The sequence below is a fragment of the Pseudodesulfovibrio sp. genome (assembly GCF_028692895.1).
GTDB lineage: Bacteria > Desulfobacterota > Desulfovibrionia > Desulfovibrionales > Desulfovibrionaceae > Pseudodesulfovibrio.
Genome location: NZ_JAQUWN010000002.1, coordinates 37,591 through 52,594, shown reverse-complemented (window position 1 = coordinate 52,594; position 15,004 = coordinate 37,591). Strand labels below are relative to the sequence as shown.

Here is a 15,004-nt window from a genome sequence, read left to right as displayed (position 1 = left end):
CATGAGCCCGACTCCCCTTGACCTTCCGGTCCTCCTTTCGCAAACGCCCTACGTCGCGCGGGTGGCGCACGTGGAAAACGCCAAGCCGGAAATCCAGAAGCAGTTGTTCGGCCCGCTCATCAATGAGCACATCCGCCAAAACGAGACCAAGGTCCAGGAGGTGGAAAAGAAGGAAAAGACCGACCCGGTCGACCGCGACGGACCGCACCAAGAGCAACAGGCCCAACACGAACGGCAGCGGCATGAAAAGGAAGAGGAGGCGCAGCCCGAGACCAACCCCTCCTCCGCGTCCCCCTGGTCCGGCAACATCGTCAACGTCAAAATCTGAGCCCCAACGCCATGTCCGACCTGCTTCTCATCCTCTTCACCGTCAGCGAAATCGTCCTCCTGGGCGTGGTCATCCTCTTCTTCCTGCGCCTGCGCAAATCCGAAACCATGCTCTCCGGCCTCCAGGCCCGGCAGGAGGAATTCCTCAAACGGCTCCAGTTCAACACCCGGTTGGAAAACGAGCTGGTGGCCACCTTCGAGCGCCGCCAGCAGGAACTCGTGACCATCAACAACGAAATCGAAAAGCGCACCGCCGAGCTCCAGAAGCTGGTGGACCTGGCCGGGGAGTACAGCCAGTCCCCGCAGTTCATGCGCGAGCTCATCCTCAAGGGCCACCGGGCCGGGAAATCGCCGGTCCAGCTTGCCAAAGCCACCGGGCTCGGCCTCGAAGAAATCGAGCTGATCCTCGACCAGTCCTGACCATGCGCATCTTCGGCTCCGGCTCCGGCAACTCCGGCTTCGGCGGCGGCGATGACCGCTCCACGGCCTTTCGCCGGGGACGCCGCCCGGGCCAAAAGGTACGCGGCCGTGTCCTCAAGCGCGTCGCCGACGACATGGCCTGGGTCGAGATCGAAGGGCACCGCCTCCTGGCCCAGCTCCGCTCCTCCCCCCGAGAAGGGACCTGGCTGGTCTTCGTCATTCGGCAACTCGTGCCCGAGATCGTGCTCAAGGAGCTCTACGAATCCGGCACGGCCGCCACGCCCCGGCTGGAGACCGCCGCGTCCTTCGAGGCCGCCCGCGCCCTATTCGAAAACCGCTTTCGCCCAGAGGCGGCGCAAGTCGCCGCCCTCCCCGCCGCCGAACGCTCCGGCGCCTTCCTCACCCTGCTGGAATCCGCGCCCAAGCTGCGCGCCGCCTACCTGGACGCCCTGGGCTGCGCGGGCGAGATCACGGCTCTCTTTCCCCCGTCCCACCGGCTGCTCTACCAGCCTTGGCTCCTGCCAGAGGCGCGCCGCCAGGCCACCGTGGTACGCGCCCCGGCCGAAGAGGACGAGAGCCGGATGCAGGCGGCCATGGTCGAGTTCGAGCTGCCCGCCTTTGGCTTGGTCCGGGCGGAATTCCTCAACAAGGACGGGGAGACGGGCTACAGGCTGAAGTTGCAGCACCCGGACCGGCGCGAGGCGCTCCAGGCACATTTGGAGGCCGAGGTCCGGCCAGCGACCGGCACGGTCCGCTGCCTGGGCGTCGCCAAGCTGGCCCAGCGCGAACACGGCGGCATCGTGGCCGAACTGCTCTTCGCCCGCTAGGACGCCGCTCCCCCTTTAGCCGCTCCTCGACAATCCGGCCGCAGCGGCGGCAATCCCGTCTCCGCTCCACCAACACCCCGCGCCATAGCCGACGGCGACAAAAAACCCGCCTTTCGGCGGGTTTTCAACACGTTTTGCAGCGGATGCGGGCCTAGGCGGGAACGGCCACGGGCTCCAGGCCCTTGACGCGGACGTCCTTCGCGACCTTGCCGGGCACCGGCAGGATGCGGGGTTCCAGATACATGTCCCGATTCTCGTCCAGATGACGCAGGAAGGCGTTGTTCATGGCATGGCCCGAGGCAAAGACCTCGAAATGGCCCCGCAGAGGCGCGCCGAGCACGGCCATGTCGCCCACGAAGTCGAGCATCTTGTGACGGACGAACTCGTCCTTGTAGCGCAGCCCCTCGGCATTGAGGACACCGTAGTCGTCCAGGACCACGGCATTGTCCAGCGAACCGCCCAGGGCCAGGCCGTTGGCATGGAGGTAGTCGACTTCCTTGAGGAAACCGAAGGTGCGCGCCTTGGCCAGCTCCTTGACGAAGTTGTCCGGGGTTATTTCCAGCTCCATGCGCTGGACGCCGATGAGGGGATGGGCGAATTCGATGGTGTAGTCGATGTGAAAACCGTTGTGGGGCGTGGCCTTGATGAATTTGCCGTCCTTCTCGAACTCAACGCGCTTCTTGATGGCCAGGACCTGCCGGGGCTTGGATAGCTTGCGGACGCCCGCCTGCTTGAGCAAATAGACGAAGGAAGCGGCGCTGCCGTCCATGATGGGCAGCTCGCGGCCGGAGACCTCGATATGGATATTGTCGATGCCCATGCCGCTGACGGTGGCGAGCAGATGTTCCACGGTGGCGACGGTCTCGCGGCCGTCACCCAAGACGGTGGCGAGGCCGGTTTCGACGACCAGGGAGGGAGCGGGGGTCAGGAAGGTGGAGCCGGAACCGTTGCGCAGGGAAAAGAGGATTCCGGTATCCTCGGCGGCCGGGCGGAGCACCAGCTCCACCTGTTTCCCGCTGTGGAGTCCGGTTCCCGTGCAACGCACTGATTTCTGAATGGTGGTCTGCAACATTAATCCTCCGATTGAAAACCGAAATCACAAAAGCAAGAATGGTGCCACGGCTTTCAGTCGGTATAACTTGTTAAAATTACTTATTTTTTCTATCTCGACACTTTCTAGAGATGTGTAGCATCCCCGCAACTGATTGTATTTTTACAACAAGAATTCGGGGAATGTGTGGCTTTTTTGCAAATGTCATTTTCGCAAAAAAACCACGCGATCGTAACCGGCCAGATCACGGATGATGCTAACCGGCCCGATTTCCGGGAAGTCGCGGGACATTATTTTTTTGATGGGCTCGCCATGCCGCCACCCAACCTCCATGAGCAGCGCCCCCCCCGGCCGCAGGGCGTCAAGGACCGGGCCGAGCATGGCCCGGACGTGGTCCAGGCCGTCCTCGCCGCTGACCAGGGCGGACGCGGGCTCGAAGGCCGTGACCTCCGGGCTCGCCTCGGCCATCTCCCGCTCGGTGACGTAGGGCGGATTGGTCACGATGAGGTCGTAGGGGCCGTGCGGAAGCGGCCTGGTGAAGTCGCCGCGCACGAACCGGATGCGGTCGGCCACGCCATGGCGGGCGGCATTGCGCCGGGCCACCTCCAGGGCGGGCTCGCTCAGGTCCATGGCCACGGCCTTGGCATGGGGAAACAGGGTGGCGATGGTCACGGCAAGAATGCCGGAACCGGTGCCCAGGTCGGCGAAATGAAAGGCGCTTTCTCGGGCGAAAAGGGTTTCCACCCGCTCGACGATGTGCTCGGTCTCGGGCCGGGGAATGAGCACGGCCGGGGCGACCTCGAACTCCAGGCCGTAAAACTCGCGGCGGCCAAGGATGTAGGCCACGGGTTCGCCCCCGGCGCGGCGCGCCACCAGTTCGGCGATGCGCGCAGCCTGGTCGGGCGCAACCTCGCGGTCGCGGTCCAGGTAGACGGCGGCCGTGGAGCAGCCCAGGACTTCGGCCATGAGCAACTGGGCGCTCAGGCGCGGCGAATCCACGCCCGCAAGGCGCGCTTCGCTCTCCCGGAGGATGTCCAGGCGGGTGGGCACGGCCGTCCCGGCGGGTGCTAGTCGCCCTGCCGCTTGAGCGCCTCGGCCTGGAAGTGGCTGATGAGGGCGTCGGTCAGGTCCTCCAGCTCCCCTTCCATGATCTGCGGAAGCTGGTGCAAGGTCAGGTTGATGCGGTGGTCCGAAACACGGCCCTGGGGGAAGTTGTAGGTCCGGATGCGCTCGGAGCGGTCACCGGAGCCGATCTGGCTGCGGCGGTTGGCGTCCTCCTCGGCCTTGGCCTTGTCCTGCTCGATCTGGAGCAGGCGGGAACGCAGGACCTTGAGGGCCTTGGCCTTGTTCTTGTGCTGGGACTTCTCGTCCTGGCAGATGACGACCATGCCCGTGGGAATGTGCGTAATGCGAATGGCCGAGTCCGTGGTGTTGACCGACTGGCCGCCGGGCCCGGAGGAGCGGTAGACGTCCACGCGCAGGTCCTCGGGTCGGATATCCACGTCCACTTCCTCGGCCTCGGGCATGATGGCCACGGTGACGGCGGAGGTGTGGATGCGCCCCTGGGACTCGGTGGCCGGGACGCGCTGCACGCGGTGGGTGCCGGACTCGTACTTGAGCTTGCTGTAGACCTTGTCGCCGGAAATGGAGGCGATGATTTCCTTGTAGCCGCCGGAACCGGTGGGGTTGGAGCTCATCTCCTCGACCTTCCAGCGGTTGGCCTCGGCGTAACGGCTGTACATGCGGTAGAGGTCGGCCGCGAACAGGGCCGCCTCGTCGCCGCCCGTGCCGGCGCGGATTTCCAGGATGATGTTCTTGTCATCCATGGGGTCCTTGGGCAGCAGGAGAATCTTGAGTTCCTCCTCCAGCTCGGGCAGCCGCTCCTCGATGGTCTCTATCTCGGCCTTGGCCATCTCCCGGATGTCGGGATCGCCGTCGGCCAGCATCTCTCGGTTGTCGTCCAGTTCCTGGGCGAGCTGCTTGTGCTCGCGGAAGACGCGCACCACATCGGCCAGGTCGGCATGGGCCTTGGAGACCTTCTTGTACCGCTCCTGGTCGTTGAAAATGTCGGGCTGGGCGAGTTCCTGCTCCAGCTTGTCGTACTTGGCCTCGATTTCCTCAAGCTTGCCGAACATCGGTCAGCACTCCTCGGCGTTGACGGCGCACTGCAAGGCGGCAATGGCCACTTCTATCTGGGAATCATCCGGTTCCTTGGTGGTCAGCACCTGCATCATCAGTCCGGGCCAGCACAGCGCCTTGCACAGGACGTTCCTGCTGTACTTGCCCGCAAACTTGATCATCTCGTAGGCGATGCAACTTACCGGGATCATGAGAAACAACTTCATGCCGACGATGTAGAGGTGCTTCGCCAGAAAGTGTTCCGGCGAATACCATGTCAGCAGGTACGGCACCAGCACGGCGTAGAGCAGGATGGATACCACCAGCACGAACAGCAGGAAGGCGGTGCCGCAGCGGGGATGCAACCGGCTGAAGAAGCGGGTGGCGTCCGGCGAGAGGTCCTTGCCCGACTCCCAGGTCCAGATGACCTTGTGCTCGGCCCCGTGGTACTCGAACACGCGGCGGATGTCGGGAATGAGCGAAATGGCGAGGATGTAGCCCACGAACACGGCCATCTTGATGCAGCCGTCCCAGAGGTGGAAGCTCAGGGAGTCCACGTCCCCGGCGAGGCCGAGCAGCTCCAGGCCCACGGAGAGGAAATGGGGCAGGACCACGAACAGACCGAGGGCCGCGCCCAAGGCCAGGACCATGGTCAGGACCAGATGCCAGGTGGTCAGTTCGCCCCCCTCCTCGTCCCCTTCGGCGGCCTGCATGGCCGAGAAGTTGAGGGCCTTGATGCCGTTGACCAGGGTCTCCAGAAGCACGGGGAACCCGCGTACGAAGGGCTTTTTCAGCCAGGGATGACGGGCCAGGGAGAACCAGGGGCGCACCTCGGTGACGATGGTGCCGTCGGCCTTGCGGACGGCGATGGCGAGGGTGTCCCTCGCGCGCATCATCACGCCTTCGATGACGGCCTGTCCGCCGACGGACTGGGGTGCGGCAAGTGCGAGAATTCCTGGCAATTTCAAAAAGTCACCCTCCGGGGAAAAGGACGAAGACACTCGTCACGCGGCGCGGCGCGCCGCACGATCTCCACGGGGCAGAATTAAGAATTCCGGACGGCTTGTAAAGGCCGTCGCCCAAAACAATATGCCTTCGCGGACGCGAATCCGGCGAAGGCATATGTTCGCGGCTTGCGCCGGGAGATGCGTTACTTGTCGGCTTTGGCTTTCTCGAACTGCGCGTACTTCTTGCGGAAGCGGTCGATACGACCGGCGGTGTCGACGAAGCGCTGCTTGCCGGTGTAGAACGGGTGGCAGTTGGAGCAGATTTCGACCTCAAGCTCGGCGCCCTTGGTGGTCATCAGCTCGGTCTCGTAACCGCAGTGGCAACGGACCTTGGCCTTGTAAGTCTTGGGATGGATATCGGCTTTCATGACGTACTCCTGTCATTAATTTCGTTCGGAACTCGGTCTTATACTCGGTGCGCCCCACCTTGGCAAGGGAAAATATCACCCTTTTTCAGCACCCCGTCCCGCTTTCTCCGCCTTCCAAAAGAAAAGGCAGGCGCCGGAGCGCCTGCCTTGAACGTCGTCACTGGTTGCGGACTAAACGCAGCCGGTGGGCTTGGGCAGGCCAGCCATCTTACAGGCTCCCTTGCCGGGTCCGGACGGGAACAGCTCGTAGATCTGCTTCAGCTTGAAGCCGGTGACCTTGGAGAGGATGCGGACCATCGGAGCGATGCCGTTCTTCTTGTAGTAGTCCTGCAGGAAGTCGATGACCTTCTGGTGATCTTCGCTCATCTCCTTGATGCCTTCGGATTCCTTCACGTACTCGACCCAAGCAGGGGTCCAGTCTTCGAATTTCTGCAGGAAGCCGTCTTCATCAACTTCAAAGGTATTACCCTGGAATTCAACAACAGCCATTTTATCCTCCTAAGTGGGATGGTTGTCATCCTGTATAGTCCGGACAGTCCGGAACACCCTATCCATGTAAACAGCGATCCGCTGTTTGATACCATTGTCTGGCGCGGTCTGAAACCGTGGAGGGAGATTACTTCCACCACACAAGTTTTGTCAAGCGCCCAACCATTTTCACCTGAAAAAACTCCATCGGAATACCCTACCGGAACGATCTAGGATCGCTTGAGTTCCTCGAGATGCTTACGGGCATAATCCAGGCTCGGGTCCATGTCCAGAGCCGCGCCGAGGAAATCCATCGCCTCGGAGCGATTGCCCATGAATTTGTGGCAAAGCCCCAGGTTGGCCAGATCGTGGGGCGACCCGCTGTCGATGTTGAGCGAGGCCTGGAAATCCGCCGCGCCCTCGGCGTAGCGCCCGGCCTTGAAGTGGGCCACGCCGCGCAGGTTGAAGTATTCCCGGCACTCGTCGTCGTAGCCGACGGCCCGGGTCAGCGGGGCCACGGCCTCTTCCCACCGCTCGGCCTGGGACAGGGCGTAGCCCGCGTAGAAGGCGGCCAGGCCGCGCTCGGCGTCGGCGGGCTGGAGCGGCTCGGCCTCGGCGAACTGGTCGGCCGCATACTCCGCGTCGCCCATGCGCAGGGCGAGCAGCCCCTTGAAAAACGGCAGGAAATAGGCGTCGGGATAGATTCCCTCCAGCACTTCCAGGCCCTCCAGGGCGTCGCCGAACTCCTCGTCCTCGGCCAGGATGCGGCCCACGAACAGCCCGATGCTGCGGTTTTGCGTACGCTCGCGAAAGTCGAAGCCGGGCACGAAGCTGTAGTTGGCGGGCACCCCGAGCTCGGGATGGGCGGTGCTCACGGCGTAGAGCGGCGTACCCTTGTCCGCGAGCCCGCCGGCCATGCGCCTCAGCTCCACCAGGATGTTGTCGTCCTCCACGCTGGGCAGCGCATCAAGGGCGACCCGCTCCCCGGCCTTCAGCCAGTCCAGTTGGGAAAGATCGGTGAACTTGGGCAGGCCGGACGCCTCGTAGACGCGGCTGGTCTCGAAGTCGCCCGCCAGTTGCGCCACCTCGGTCACGGCCCGGATGGCCGCCTTGACCGGCGAGGCCGCGGTGCCCGCCGTGAACACGATCTCGCTCAGGGCCGGGAAGGTCTTCGGGTCCCAGGCAACGGCGGCCACGGTGGGCGCGGGGTAGCCCAGGGAGAAATCCTTGAGGAGCAGCTCCACCCCGTTGTCGGCAAAACACTTGACCAGCCGGGCCAGGACCGGGTCGCCCGAACTGGCCGGGTCGATGGTCGGCACTTCGGGCCGGGCGCGGTCGATCAGGGCGCAGACGTGGCGCTCGATGAGCTCGTTGGCGCCCTGCGAGATGGACTCCTCGTAGGTATTTCCGGCGGAGGAACCATTGAATTCGTTGAGCTTCTTGAACCAATCCAGAGGAACGCGCTCCTCCTCGCCTGTGAGCACGTTCAGGGCGGGGTGGAATCGCCAGCGGACAAGGTCCATGAGCCGCACGGCGTCGGCCGGGTCCATGTCCTCGTCGACGGAACGGGCGATGAGCCCGACGTCCATGACCTTGCCCGGCCAGCGGGCCTCGGCCTCGGACCAGGTCAACCGCTCGAAGTTGTCCTCGTCGGCCCAGAAGGTGAAAAAGGAATAGCGCTCCACCAGCTCCATCAGGGCCGACGCCTCGGCCTGCTCCGGAGAGGCTCCCTTGCCCATCTGCTTGCGCGTGGGCATGAAGCGCGCGGCCTCGGGACCGCAGACGGAGACGAAGACCGGGATGCCGAGCCGCCCGGTGTCCACGCGGTCGGTCTCGGCCAGGACCCCGGCGCAGCGCTCATCGAGCAGCGCCTTGACCCGGCGGACGGTCTCCACGGGATCGCACGCCTTGTCCTGGTCGCGGGTGTAGGTCTTGAAGCAGTCGTTGAGCCGCACTACGCCCCCCTCCGCCTGAGCCGGAAGAGGCTGACGGCCTTCTTCTCGCCCGTGGCGTTGTCCGTGTAAGCGGCCTCGGAGCGCATGATGGCGAAGCGCTCCCCGGCGGCGGTGAAGAAATTGCGGGCCGCGCGCTTCAGGTCCAGGGCCAGGAAGGCCTCGGCCGCGGGCGTGTCGGCAATGTGGCGGTCCAGGAACCCGGCCAGGTTGTCGAACACGGTCTCGTCGAAGAGCAGCTCGCCCGCCACGGCGCAGTCGAAGGCCGCGCCCAGGTCGTCGCGGAAGTCCGTGCGCACGCAGCGCACGCCGTCCAGCCCGTTCCTGAGGGCGTTGATGCGGGCGAACAGGAGCGCGTCCGGGTCCTTGTCCACCACGGTGACCTCGAAGCCCCGGCGGGCCAGGAGCAGGCCGCCCAGGGCCGCGCCGCCGCCGATCTGGAGCACCCGGCCGCCCTCGGCCAGGGGGAACCTGGCCACGAAGGAGCCGAGCACCAGGCCGGACTGCCAGATCTTGGCCCACAGGGGCAGGATCACGGTCTTGCCGGACCGGGTCTGGTCCATGAGCTTGTCGATGTAGCGCTGCATCTCTTTGATCTGCAGCAGTTCGAGGGTCTGGCCGCCCACGGTCACGGGCTGGAACTCCACCTCGCCGAACTTGTTCGCGGCAAGGGAGAGGAGCCGGTCCATGGGCTGCGCGAGATCGTACTCTTTCACAGCCACGTCTTCCTCCGATATGGACACCCCGCGGGCGGGGTTCCTAATTCATGTTGTCGATGGCGTCCAGGGTCCAGAGGCCGTTCTCCACGCCGTCGTCGCGCGAGAACGCCCATACCGAACGCCGCTGATGGGTCTGGTTTCCCTCGCCGCCCAAGGTGGCGTCATAGGAGACCGAAATCATTGTCCGTCCGCCCTCGGTCCGCATGTCCGCCACGCGTGCGTCGAGGAGCATGACCTCCTCCCGCCGGTACGCGCCGGACTCGATGGCGGCCCGGGCATGGTCGTAGACGTCCCCGGAGAGGAACGGCTTCAGTTCGTCCAGGTCCTCGACGCCGTCCGTCTGGCGAAGGCGGGTGTAGAAAAGCTTGGCCCCCTCCAGGAACTCGCGCTCGTCGAACCCGGCCTCGACGGCTGCGGGCGGAATGGCGCGGGAGGGCGCGTCGCCGCCCCGCTCTCCGCCTTCCTCCCCGTCGCCGCCGAGCATGGTCCACATCTGGCGGGCCGCTTCGTAGCGGTCAACGGGCCGGGCGGGCGGACGGCGGACGTCGCCCGCGTCGCCAGAGTCGCCGGAGTCGGGACCGTCGCCGTTCGCCCCGTCGCCGGGGCGCGGACCGGGCCGGTCGCCGGGCCGATCATCGGGCCGGTCGCCGCCGGAGCGCCGGCGGAACATGCGCACCAGGAAATAGGCAACCAGGGCCAGGAGCAGGATATTGAGGATGGAGCCCGCGCCGGACGCCTGCTCCCCCTCGGCCCACGCGGGACCGGCCAGGAGCAGCAGCGCCAGGGCCCGCGACAGGTGCGGCCCGACCGCCGCCAGGGAACGGAAGATAGAATTGACGGTCATAGGTCTTTCACGACGCGCCCCGGCCGGGCCGGAAAAGCGCACGTCCTGTTTAGTCGATAAGCGCCAGGTCGCGCAGGATGGCATGGAGACTCTCCACCTCGATGGGCTTGGGCAGGTACGCGGCCGCCCCGCCCTTGTAGTAGGCCTTGACCACGGTCTTGGGGTCGTTGAGGGCCGTGACCATTATCACCTTGGCCTCCCTGGCGGGATGCACGCCGAGCTCCTGCTCGATGGCGCGAATCTCCTTGAGGGCCTGGTGCCCGTCCTTGTTGGGCATCATGATGTCCATGCACACGAGCTCATAGGGCTCGTCGGCGGCCAGCGCGGCGCGGAAGGTCTCCACGCACTCGGCGCCGTCGCTTGCGGTGTCGCAACGGCCGAAGTCGCGCAGCAGCGCGGTCAACAGCTTTCGACTGGTGAATTCATCTTCAACGATCAGGATGCGCATGACACCTCCAGGGGAAAACAAGGCTCCCTCCTACACCATCGCCAAGGGAAACTCAACGCGAACGATAACCGCTCGATGCCGCCCCGGCAACGGTTTGATTCCGATTATAATTCCCTCCCCTCCAAAGGCTTGCCTCCGACCGGGTTGAGACGTAGATAAACGAAACTCAACACGGGAGCATCAATGACCTTACCCGAACTGCCGACCCTGCTGGCCGGTTTCTTCGACTTCATGGACACCCCCCAGTGGCGCGCCTGGCCCTTCAACTCCGGCTACGGCGAGCAACTGCTGCCCTCCGTTGCCCGACTGGTCTTCGTGGCCCTCATCATGGGCGCGATCCTGCTCTTCCTCCGCTTCCTCTTCGGCCCCGGCGGCCGGCTCCGGGACGAGGAGATGGACCGCGAGGCCAGGGAACAGACCGAACGCGAGCGGGCCGAGCTCAGGGAGCAACTCGAAAAAGGCGAGATTTCGGAGCTGGAATACAAGGTCAAAATGAAGGGGCTTGAGGATTGATCCCCTCCCTTGATCCGCACATCGAGGCCCTGACCCGCTTCGCCGAAGCGCACCTGACCGGCGAGGACGACGAGGGCATCCGCATCAAGCTCGACCACTCCCTGCGCGTTCTCGACAACGCCTCGGCCATTATCGGGGGCGAGGCAATCGAAGGGCGCGAGGCATGGCTGTGCCGCATGGCCGCCCTGTACCACGACATCGGCCGGTTCCCCCAGTACGCGACCTACCACACCTTCAACGACCGCGAGTCGGTGAACCACGGCCGCATGGGCGTCCTGACACTGCGCCGTCTCGGCTTTCCCGAACCCGTGTCCGGACCGGACGCCCGGATCATCCGGTTCGCCGTGGCCCAACACAACGTCAAGACCATCCGCCCGGACCTGCGGCCGGACATCGCTCTGCCGCTCAAGGTCGTGCGCGACGCGGACAAGCTGGACATCTACCGGGTGATGATCGACAACTTCTGCGGCGACAACCCGGACCCCCTCATCACCCACGGCGTGGCCAACGACCCGGCGCGCTACTCCGAAACTGTCTACGACAAGCTGATGCGCGACCAGGAAGGCGACTACAACCTGATCCGCTACACCAACGATTTCCTGCTGCTGATCGTCGGCTGGGTCTTCCGCCTGCACCTGCCCACCACGCGGCGGCTGGTGGTCGAGCGCGGACACCTGCCCCGCATCTTCGCACTGCTCCCGGACGACGCGCCCATCCGCGCCTTCCGCGCCAAGGTGGACGCCTTTCTCGGAGCCTGATCCGCCAGCGCTTTTTCCCGCTCCCCCGCTGTACATCGACCGGCGAATGCTTATCCTTATTGGATACACACACCGGACTCACCATGGAGGTTCCCCATGACCAATACCAAACTCTACGACGTCGTCATCCTCGGCTCCGGCCCCGGCGGCCTGCAGGCGGGCATCCATGCCGCGCGCAAGAAGGCCCGCACCCTCATGCTCGGCCGCATGGACAACAGCAGCCTGTACTGGGCGCACATTGAAAACTACTGCTGCCAGTTCACCATCTCCGGCGAGGAGATTCTCAAGACCGGCCGCGAACAGCTCCGGAACTTCGGCGCTGAACTGCGCGACGAGGACGTGCTCGCCATCGAGCCGGACGGGGAGCTGTTCGTCATGCGCCTCGAATCCGGCGACGAGATCCGGACCCGGACCGTGATCCTGGCCACCGGCTCCAGCCGGACAAAACTCAAGGTCCCCGGCGAAAAGGAGCTCCTGGGCAAGGGCGTCAGCTACTGCGTGGACTGCGACGCGGGCTTCTACCGCGACGCGGTGGTGGCCGTGGCCGGGTGCCGCAGCGCGGCGGCGGGCGGGGCCGTGGCCCTGACCCACTTCGCCCGCGAGGTGCACCTCTTCTGTGAAAAGCTGGATGTGGCCGAGGGGCTGCGCAGGCAGCTCGACGACACCGGCGTCCAGGTCCACGAGGGCGTGAAGATCACCGAAATCCAAGGCGTCACGGCGGTCAGCGCCGTCCAGCTCGACGACGGCTCCACCCTGCCCGTGGACGGCGTGTTCATCGAGCTCGGGGCCAAGGGCGTGCTGGAACTGACGGCCATGCTCGGCGTCCGCCTGGACGACGACATGAAGTACATCGTGGCCGACAAGAAGCAGCGGACCAACGTGGACGGCGTCTACGCCGCGGGCGACATCTGCGGGCCGCCCCTCCAGATGGCCAAGGCCGTGGGCGAGGGATGCGTGGCGGGCATCGAGGCCGCCACCTACGCCAAAAAGCAGGCGGAAAGGGAAGCGTAATTCGTCAGAGCCGTGGGAGCCCGCAATCCAGTTGGGCTTCCACGAACTCGTCGATCCGCCGCCGGGTTTCGGCGTCGTCGGACCGGAAGCCCAGCACCGCGTAGCGCTCGCCGTTCTTATGAAAGACCGCGCGCAGGTCGCAGGCCACGGAATAGCCCTGGTCCAGGGCGAAGGGATGGAAGGTCAGGCGGACTTCCCGGTCGTCCAGGGACTCGCCGGAACCCCAGTCGTCTTCCAGGAAGCGCACCCGCGAGCAGGAGGTGGACATGTCCTCCACCACCGCGCGCATGGCCCGGCCGCCCGCCTCCACAAGGGCGGGAAAACGGCAGGGGCAGCGCGGCTCGGTCCGGTCCTCGGCGTCGTAGACGCCGTCGGGCGGGGCCAGCTCCAGCACGGCCCCCGGCGGGGCCGCCGGGTTGAGCACCCGGGTGGCGAAGCCCTTGAGCCGGCCTTCGTGGGCGAAGCGGACCCGGGCGCTGACGTCCGTCCGGAGGCGGGCGATGACCGGCGGGGACAGGGGCGCATAGACCATTAGACGGCCGTCCTCCCGAACATCGGTCACGATGCTCAGGAAACGGTCGCCGAAGGTCGAGAACTCCATGAGGACCTTGTCCCCGGACGCGATGTTCACGGCGCACCCTCCACGTTCGTCCAACCCTAGCCCATGGCCTTTTCCCCGGCAATTATATATACGTGCATGAGCAATCACCCTCAACCGGCGCGCGACATGTTCAAGTATTTCGGAATCATCGCCTGGATCGGCTGTCTGCTGACCCTCGGCTACCAGGCCGCCGCCTGGGTCGTCACCGCGGCCTGGCCCTCGGTCACCCTGATGAGCGCGGTGAACCGCCTCGGGATCGACCTGACCGATTTCGTCAGCACCGTGCCCGTGGACGTGCTGCTCAAGGCGGCCTACGTGCTGCTGACCACCCAGCTCGCCCTGGCCCTGTGGTGGCTCGGCCTAGCCTTCTTCCTCCTGGCCATGGGCCAGCGGATCATCCTCGGGAAATAGCCGTCCCGCGCCCGGCCAGGAGAAACCCGCCCACCACGGCCGTGAACGGAGCCACGGTGACCAGCCCGAAACTCCCCACGAGCGTCTTGAGGACCTCGGCCGCCACGTAGATGAAATTGAAGGTGGACCCGAGCGGTATTCCCTGGGCCATGAAGGCCATGAGCAGGGTCACGTACCCCCCGGAATAGGCGAGCAGCAGCGTTGTGGTCATGGTGCCGACCACGGCCCGTCCCACCCGCAGTCCCGAGCGGACAGCCTCGGCCCGCGACAGGCCTGGGTTGCGCGAAACCACCTCTCCCATGCTGGCCGCCACGTCCATGGCCAGGTCCATGACCGCGCCGGACGAGGCCAGGAACACCCCGGCCATGTAGACCTTGGCCAGGTCGAGATGACTGTATCCCGCATAGAGCAGGGTCTCGGCAAAGGGCATCACCGCCCCGTGCACGTGCAGTGCGCGGGTGAAATACGCCGCCAGCGCGCAACTGGTCAGCACCCCGAGAAACGCCCCGAAAAAGGCGGTCAGCCCCACCCGGTTGACCCCGGCCACCAGGAAAATGATCGTCGCGCAGAGCAGGGTCACCAGCCCGAGGGTCAGCCAGACCGGGTCCACCCCTTTAAGCAGGAGCGGGACCAGGACCTTCCAGATGGCCAGCCCGGTGAAAACAAAGGAAAGCAGCGCCTTGAGCCCCGTCACCCCGCCGAACACCACCAGCAGGGTCACGAACAGTCCGAGCAGCAGCCCCTCCAGCCCCAGCCGGTAGTGGGCCTGGGGATTGACGTAGAGCACCTCGCCCTTGCCGCCCACGGTGATGACCACGTAGGCCGTGTCGCCGGGCCGGAAGAGCTTGTCGCGGTCCAACTGGCCCAGGAGCTGGTTGTGGGCGTCGAACCGTTGCCCGGCGAAGGGGCCGTCCCTGATTTCCAGGGTGACGCCCTGCTCGCCCTTGCGGATGAGCCCGAAATGGCCCACCTCGCTGTCGTCCACGGAAACCACCGTGCCGGTGCAGCGCACGGCGTCGGCATCCACCTTTTCGCCAAAGCCGGTGGGCAGAAAATATAGGGCCAGGGACAGGAGAAAGAAAAGCAGGACCAGGGCGTAATCGTGGCGGGTGGCGGGGGTGACGGACATGCGGGGCTGGGCTCCATGCAAGGCGGGTGGGA

The 15,004-nt window shown here is 65.3% G+C and carries 19 protein-coding genes; 7 read left to right on the top strand and 12 right to left on the bottom strand.

Going from position 1 to position 15,004, the window contains the following annotated elements:
* Nucleotide 1 precedes the first annotated feature (1 nt).
* Genes PHP91_RS00880 through PHP91_RS00870 form a run of 3 tightly spaced genes read left to right on the top strand, consistent with a single transcriptional unit; the run spans nucleotide 2 to nucleotide 1,574 of the window.
* Nucleotides 2-328: a hypothetical protein gene (locus PHP91_RS00880; protein ID WP_300135609.1), complete on the top strand. Its 327-nt coding sequence runs from the start codon at nucleotides 2-4 to the stop codon at nucleotides 326-328.
* Nucleotides 329-339: 11 nt separating this feature from the next.
* A complete protein-coding gene (locus PHP91_RS00875) occupies nucleotides 340-747 on the top strand; it encodes a hypothetical protein (RefSeq protein WP_300135608.1) in 408 nt (135 codons plus the stop codon).
* 2 nt (nucleotides 748-749) lie between these two features.
* Nucleotides 750-1,574 carry a hypothetical protein gene (locus PHP91_RS00870; protein ID WP_300135607.1) on the top strand — a complete coding sequence of 275 codons (825 nt, stop codon included), beginning with the start codon at nucleotides 750-752 and terminating at the stop codon, nucleotides 1,572-1,574.
* Between the two features lie 151 nt (nucleotides 1,575-1,725).
* Here PHP91_RS00870 and lpxC read toward each other — a convergent pair whose 3' ends face one another.
* The 10 genes from lpxC to PHP91_RS00820 form a co-directional block, all read right to left on the bottom strand.
* Nucleotides 1,726-2,646 (bottom strand): UDP-3-O-acyl-N-acetylglucosamine deacetylase, encoded by a 921-nt coding sequence (gene lpxC, locus PHP91_RS00865; RefSeq protein WP_300135606.1) that lies wholly within the window; start codon nucleotides 2,644-2,646, stop codon nucleotides 1,726-1,728.
* Nucleotides 2,647-2,829: 183 nt separating this feature from the next.
* Entirely contained in the window at nucleotides 2,830-3,675 is an 846-nt protein-coding gene (gene prmC / locus PHP91_RS00860) for a peptide chain release factor N(5)-glutamine methyltransferase (RefSeq protein WP_300135604.1), read from the bottom strand.
* A 17-nt stretch (nucleotides 3,676-3,692) separates the two neighbouring features.
* Nucleotides 3,693-4,760, bottom strand: a complete 1,068-nt coding sequence (prfA, locus tag PHP91_RS00855; protein ID WP_300135602.1) for a peptide chain release factor 1 — start codon at nucleotides 4,758-4,760, stop codon at nucleotides 3,693-3,695.
* A 3-nt stretch (nucleotides 4,761-4,763) separates the two neighbouring features.
* The gene (locus PHP91_RS00850; protein ID WP_300135600.1) at nucleotides 4,764-5,711 is read right to left on the bottom strand and encodes a DUF1385 domain-containing protein; all 948 of its coding nucleotides are present in this window, start codon (nucleotides 5,709-5,711) and stop codon (nucleotides 4,764-4,766) included.
* A 182-nt stretch (nucleotides 5,712-5,893) separates the two neighbouring features.
* Nucleotides 5,894-6,118 (bottom strand): 50S ribosomal protein L31, encoded by a 225-nt coding sequence (gene rpmE / locus PHP91_RS00845; protein WP_300135598.1) that lies wholly within the window; start codon nucleotides 6,116-6,118, stop codon nucleotides 5,894-5,896.
* A 171-nt stretch (nucleotides 6,119-6,289) separates the two neighbouring features.
* Nucleotides 6,290-6,607: a TusE/DsrC/DsvC family sulfur relay protein gene (locus PHP91_RS00840; protein WP_300135596.1), complete on the bottom strand. Its 318-nt coding sequence runs from the start codon at nucleotides 6,605-6,607 to the stop codon at nucleotides 6,290-6,292.
* Nucleotides 6,608-6,816: 209 nt separating this feature from the next.
* Nucleotides 6,817-8,541 carry a YcaO-like family protein gene (locus PHP91_RS00835; protein ID WP_300135594.1) on the bottom strand — a complete coding sequence of 575 codons (1,725 nt, stop codon included), beginning with the start codon at nucleotides 8,539-8,541 and terminating at the stop codon, nucleotides 6,817-6,819.
* Nucleotides 8,541-9,260, bottom strand: coding sequence for a methyltransferase (locus PHP91_RS00830; RefSeq protein ID WP_300135592.1), 720 nt, complete (start codon nucleotides 9,258-9,260; stop codon nucleotides 8,541-8,543). The genes PHP91_RS00835 and PHP91_RS00830 overlap by 1 nt, the downstream gene beginning before the upstream one ends.
* Nucleotides 9,261-9,297: 37 nt before the next feature.
* Nucleotides 9,298-10,101: a TIM44-like domain-containing protein gene (locus tag PHP91_RS00825; RefSeq protein ID WP_300135590.1), complete on the bottom strand. Its 804-nt coding sequence runs from the start codon at nucleotides 10,099-10,101 to the stop codon at nucleotides 9,298-9,300.
* Between the two features lie 49 nt (nucleotides 10,102-10,150).
* Nucleotides 10,151-10,549 carry a response regulator gene (locus tag PHP91_RS00820; RefSeq protein ID WP_300135588.1) on the bottom strand — a complete coding sequence of 133 codons (399 nt, stop codon included), beginning with the start codon at nucleotides 10,547-10,549 and terminating at the stop codon, nucleotides 10,151-10,153.
* Nucleotides 10,550-10,732: 183 nt separating this feature from the next.
* Here PHP91_RS00820 and PHP91_RS00815 point away from each other — a divergent pair, with 183 nt between their 5' ends.
* The 3 genes from PHP91_RS00815 to PHP91_RS00805 all read left to right on the top strand — a co-directional run bounded on the left by PHP91_RS00815 (nucleotide 10,733) and on the right by PHP91_RS00805 (nucleotide 12,831).
* Nucleotides 10,733-11,062 (top strand): SHOCT domain-containing protein, encoded by a 330-nt coding sequence (locus PHP91_RS00815; RefSeq protein WP_300135586.1) that lies wholly within the window; start codon nucleotides 10,733-10,735, stop codon nucleotides 11,060-11,062.
* A complete protein-coding gene (locus PHP91_RS00810) occupies nucleotides 11,059-11,820 on the top strand; it encodes an HD domain-containing protein (RefSeq protein ID WP_300135585.1) in 762 nt (253 codons plus the stop codon). The genes PHP91_RS00815 and PHP91_RS00810 overlap by 4 nt, the downstream gene beginning before the upstream one ends.
* A gap of 96 nt (nucleotides 11,821-11,916) precedes the next feature.
* The gene (locus tag PHP91_RS00805) at nucleotides 11,917-12,831 is read left to right on the top strand and encodes an FAD-dependent oxidoreductase (RefSeq protein ID WP_300135584.1); all 915 of its coding nucleotides are present in this window, start codon (nucleotides 11,917-11,919) and stop codon (nucleotides 12,829-12,831) included.
* 4 nt (nucleotides 12,832-12,835) lie between these two features.
* On the opposite strand, the gene PHP91_RS00800 is transcribed toward PHP91_RS00805, so the two are convergent.
* Nucleotides 12,836-13,462, bottom strand: coding sequence for a PilZ domain-containing protein (locus tag PHP91_RS00800; protein ID WP_300135583.1), 627 nt, complete (start codon nucleotides 13,460-13,462; stop codon nucleotides 12,836-12,838).
* Between the two features lie 96 nt (nucleotides 13,463-13,558).
* Here PHP91_RS00800 and PHP91_RS00795 point away from each other — a divergent pair, with 96 nt between their 5' ends.
* Nucleotides 13,559-13,843 carry a potassium:proton antiporter gene (locus tag PHP91_RS00795; protein ID WP_300135582.1) on the top strand — a complete coding sequence of 95 codons (285 nt, stop codon included), beginning with the start codon at nucleotides 13,559-13,561 and terminating at the stop codon, nucleotides 13,841-13,843.
* On the opposite strand, the gene PHP91_RS00790 is transcribed toward PHP91_RS00795, so the two are convergent.
* On the bottom strand, nucleotides 13,827-14,972 hold the full coding sequence (locus tag PHP91_RS00790; RefSeq protein ID WP_300135581.1) for a YibE/F family protein: 1,146 nt from the start codon (nucleotides 14,970-14,972) through the stop codon (nucleotides 13,827-13,829). The genes PHP91_RS00795 and PHP91_RS00790 overlap by 17 nt on opposite strands.
* Nucleotides 14,973-15,004 lie beyond the last annotated feature (32 nt).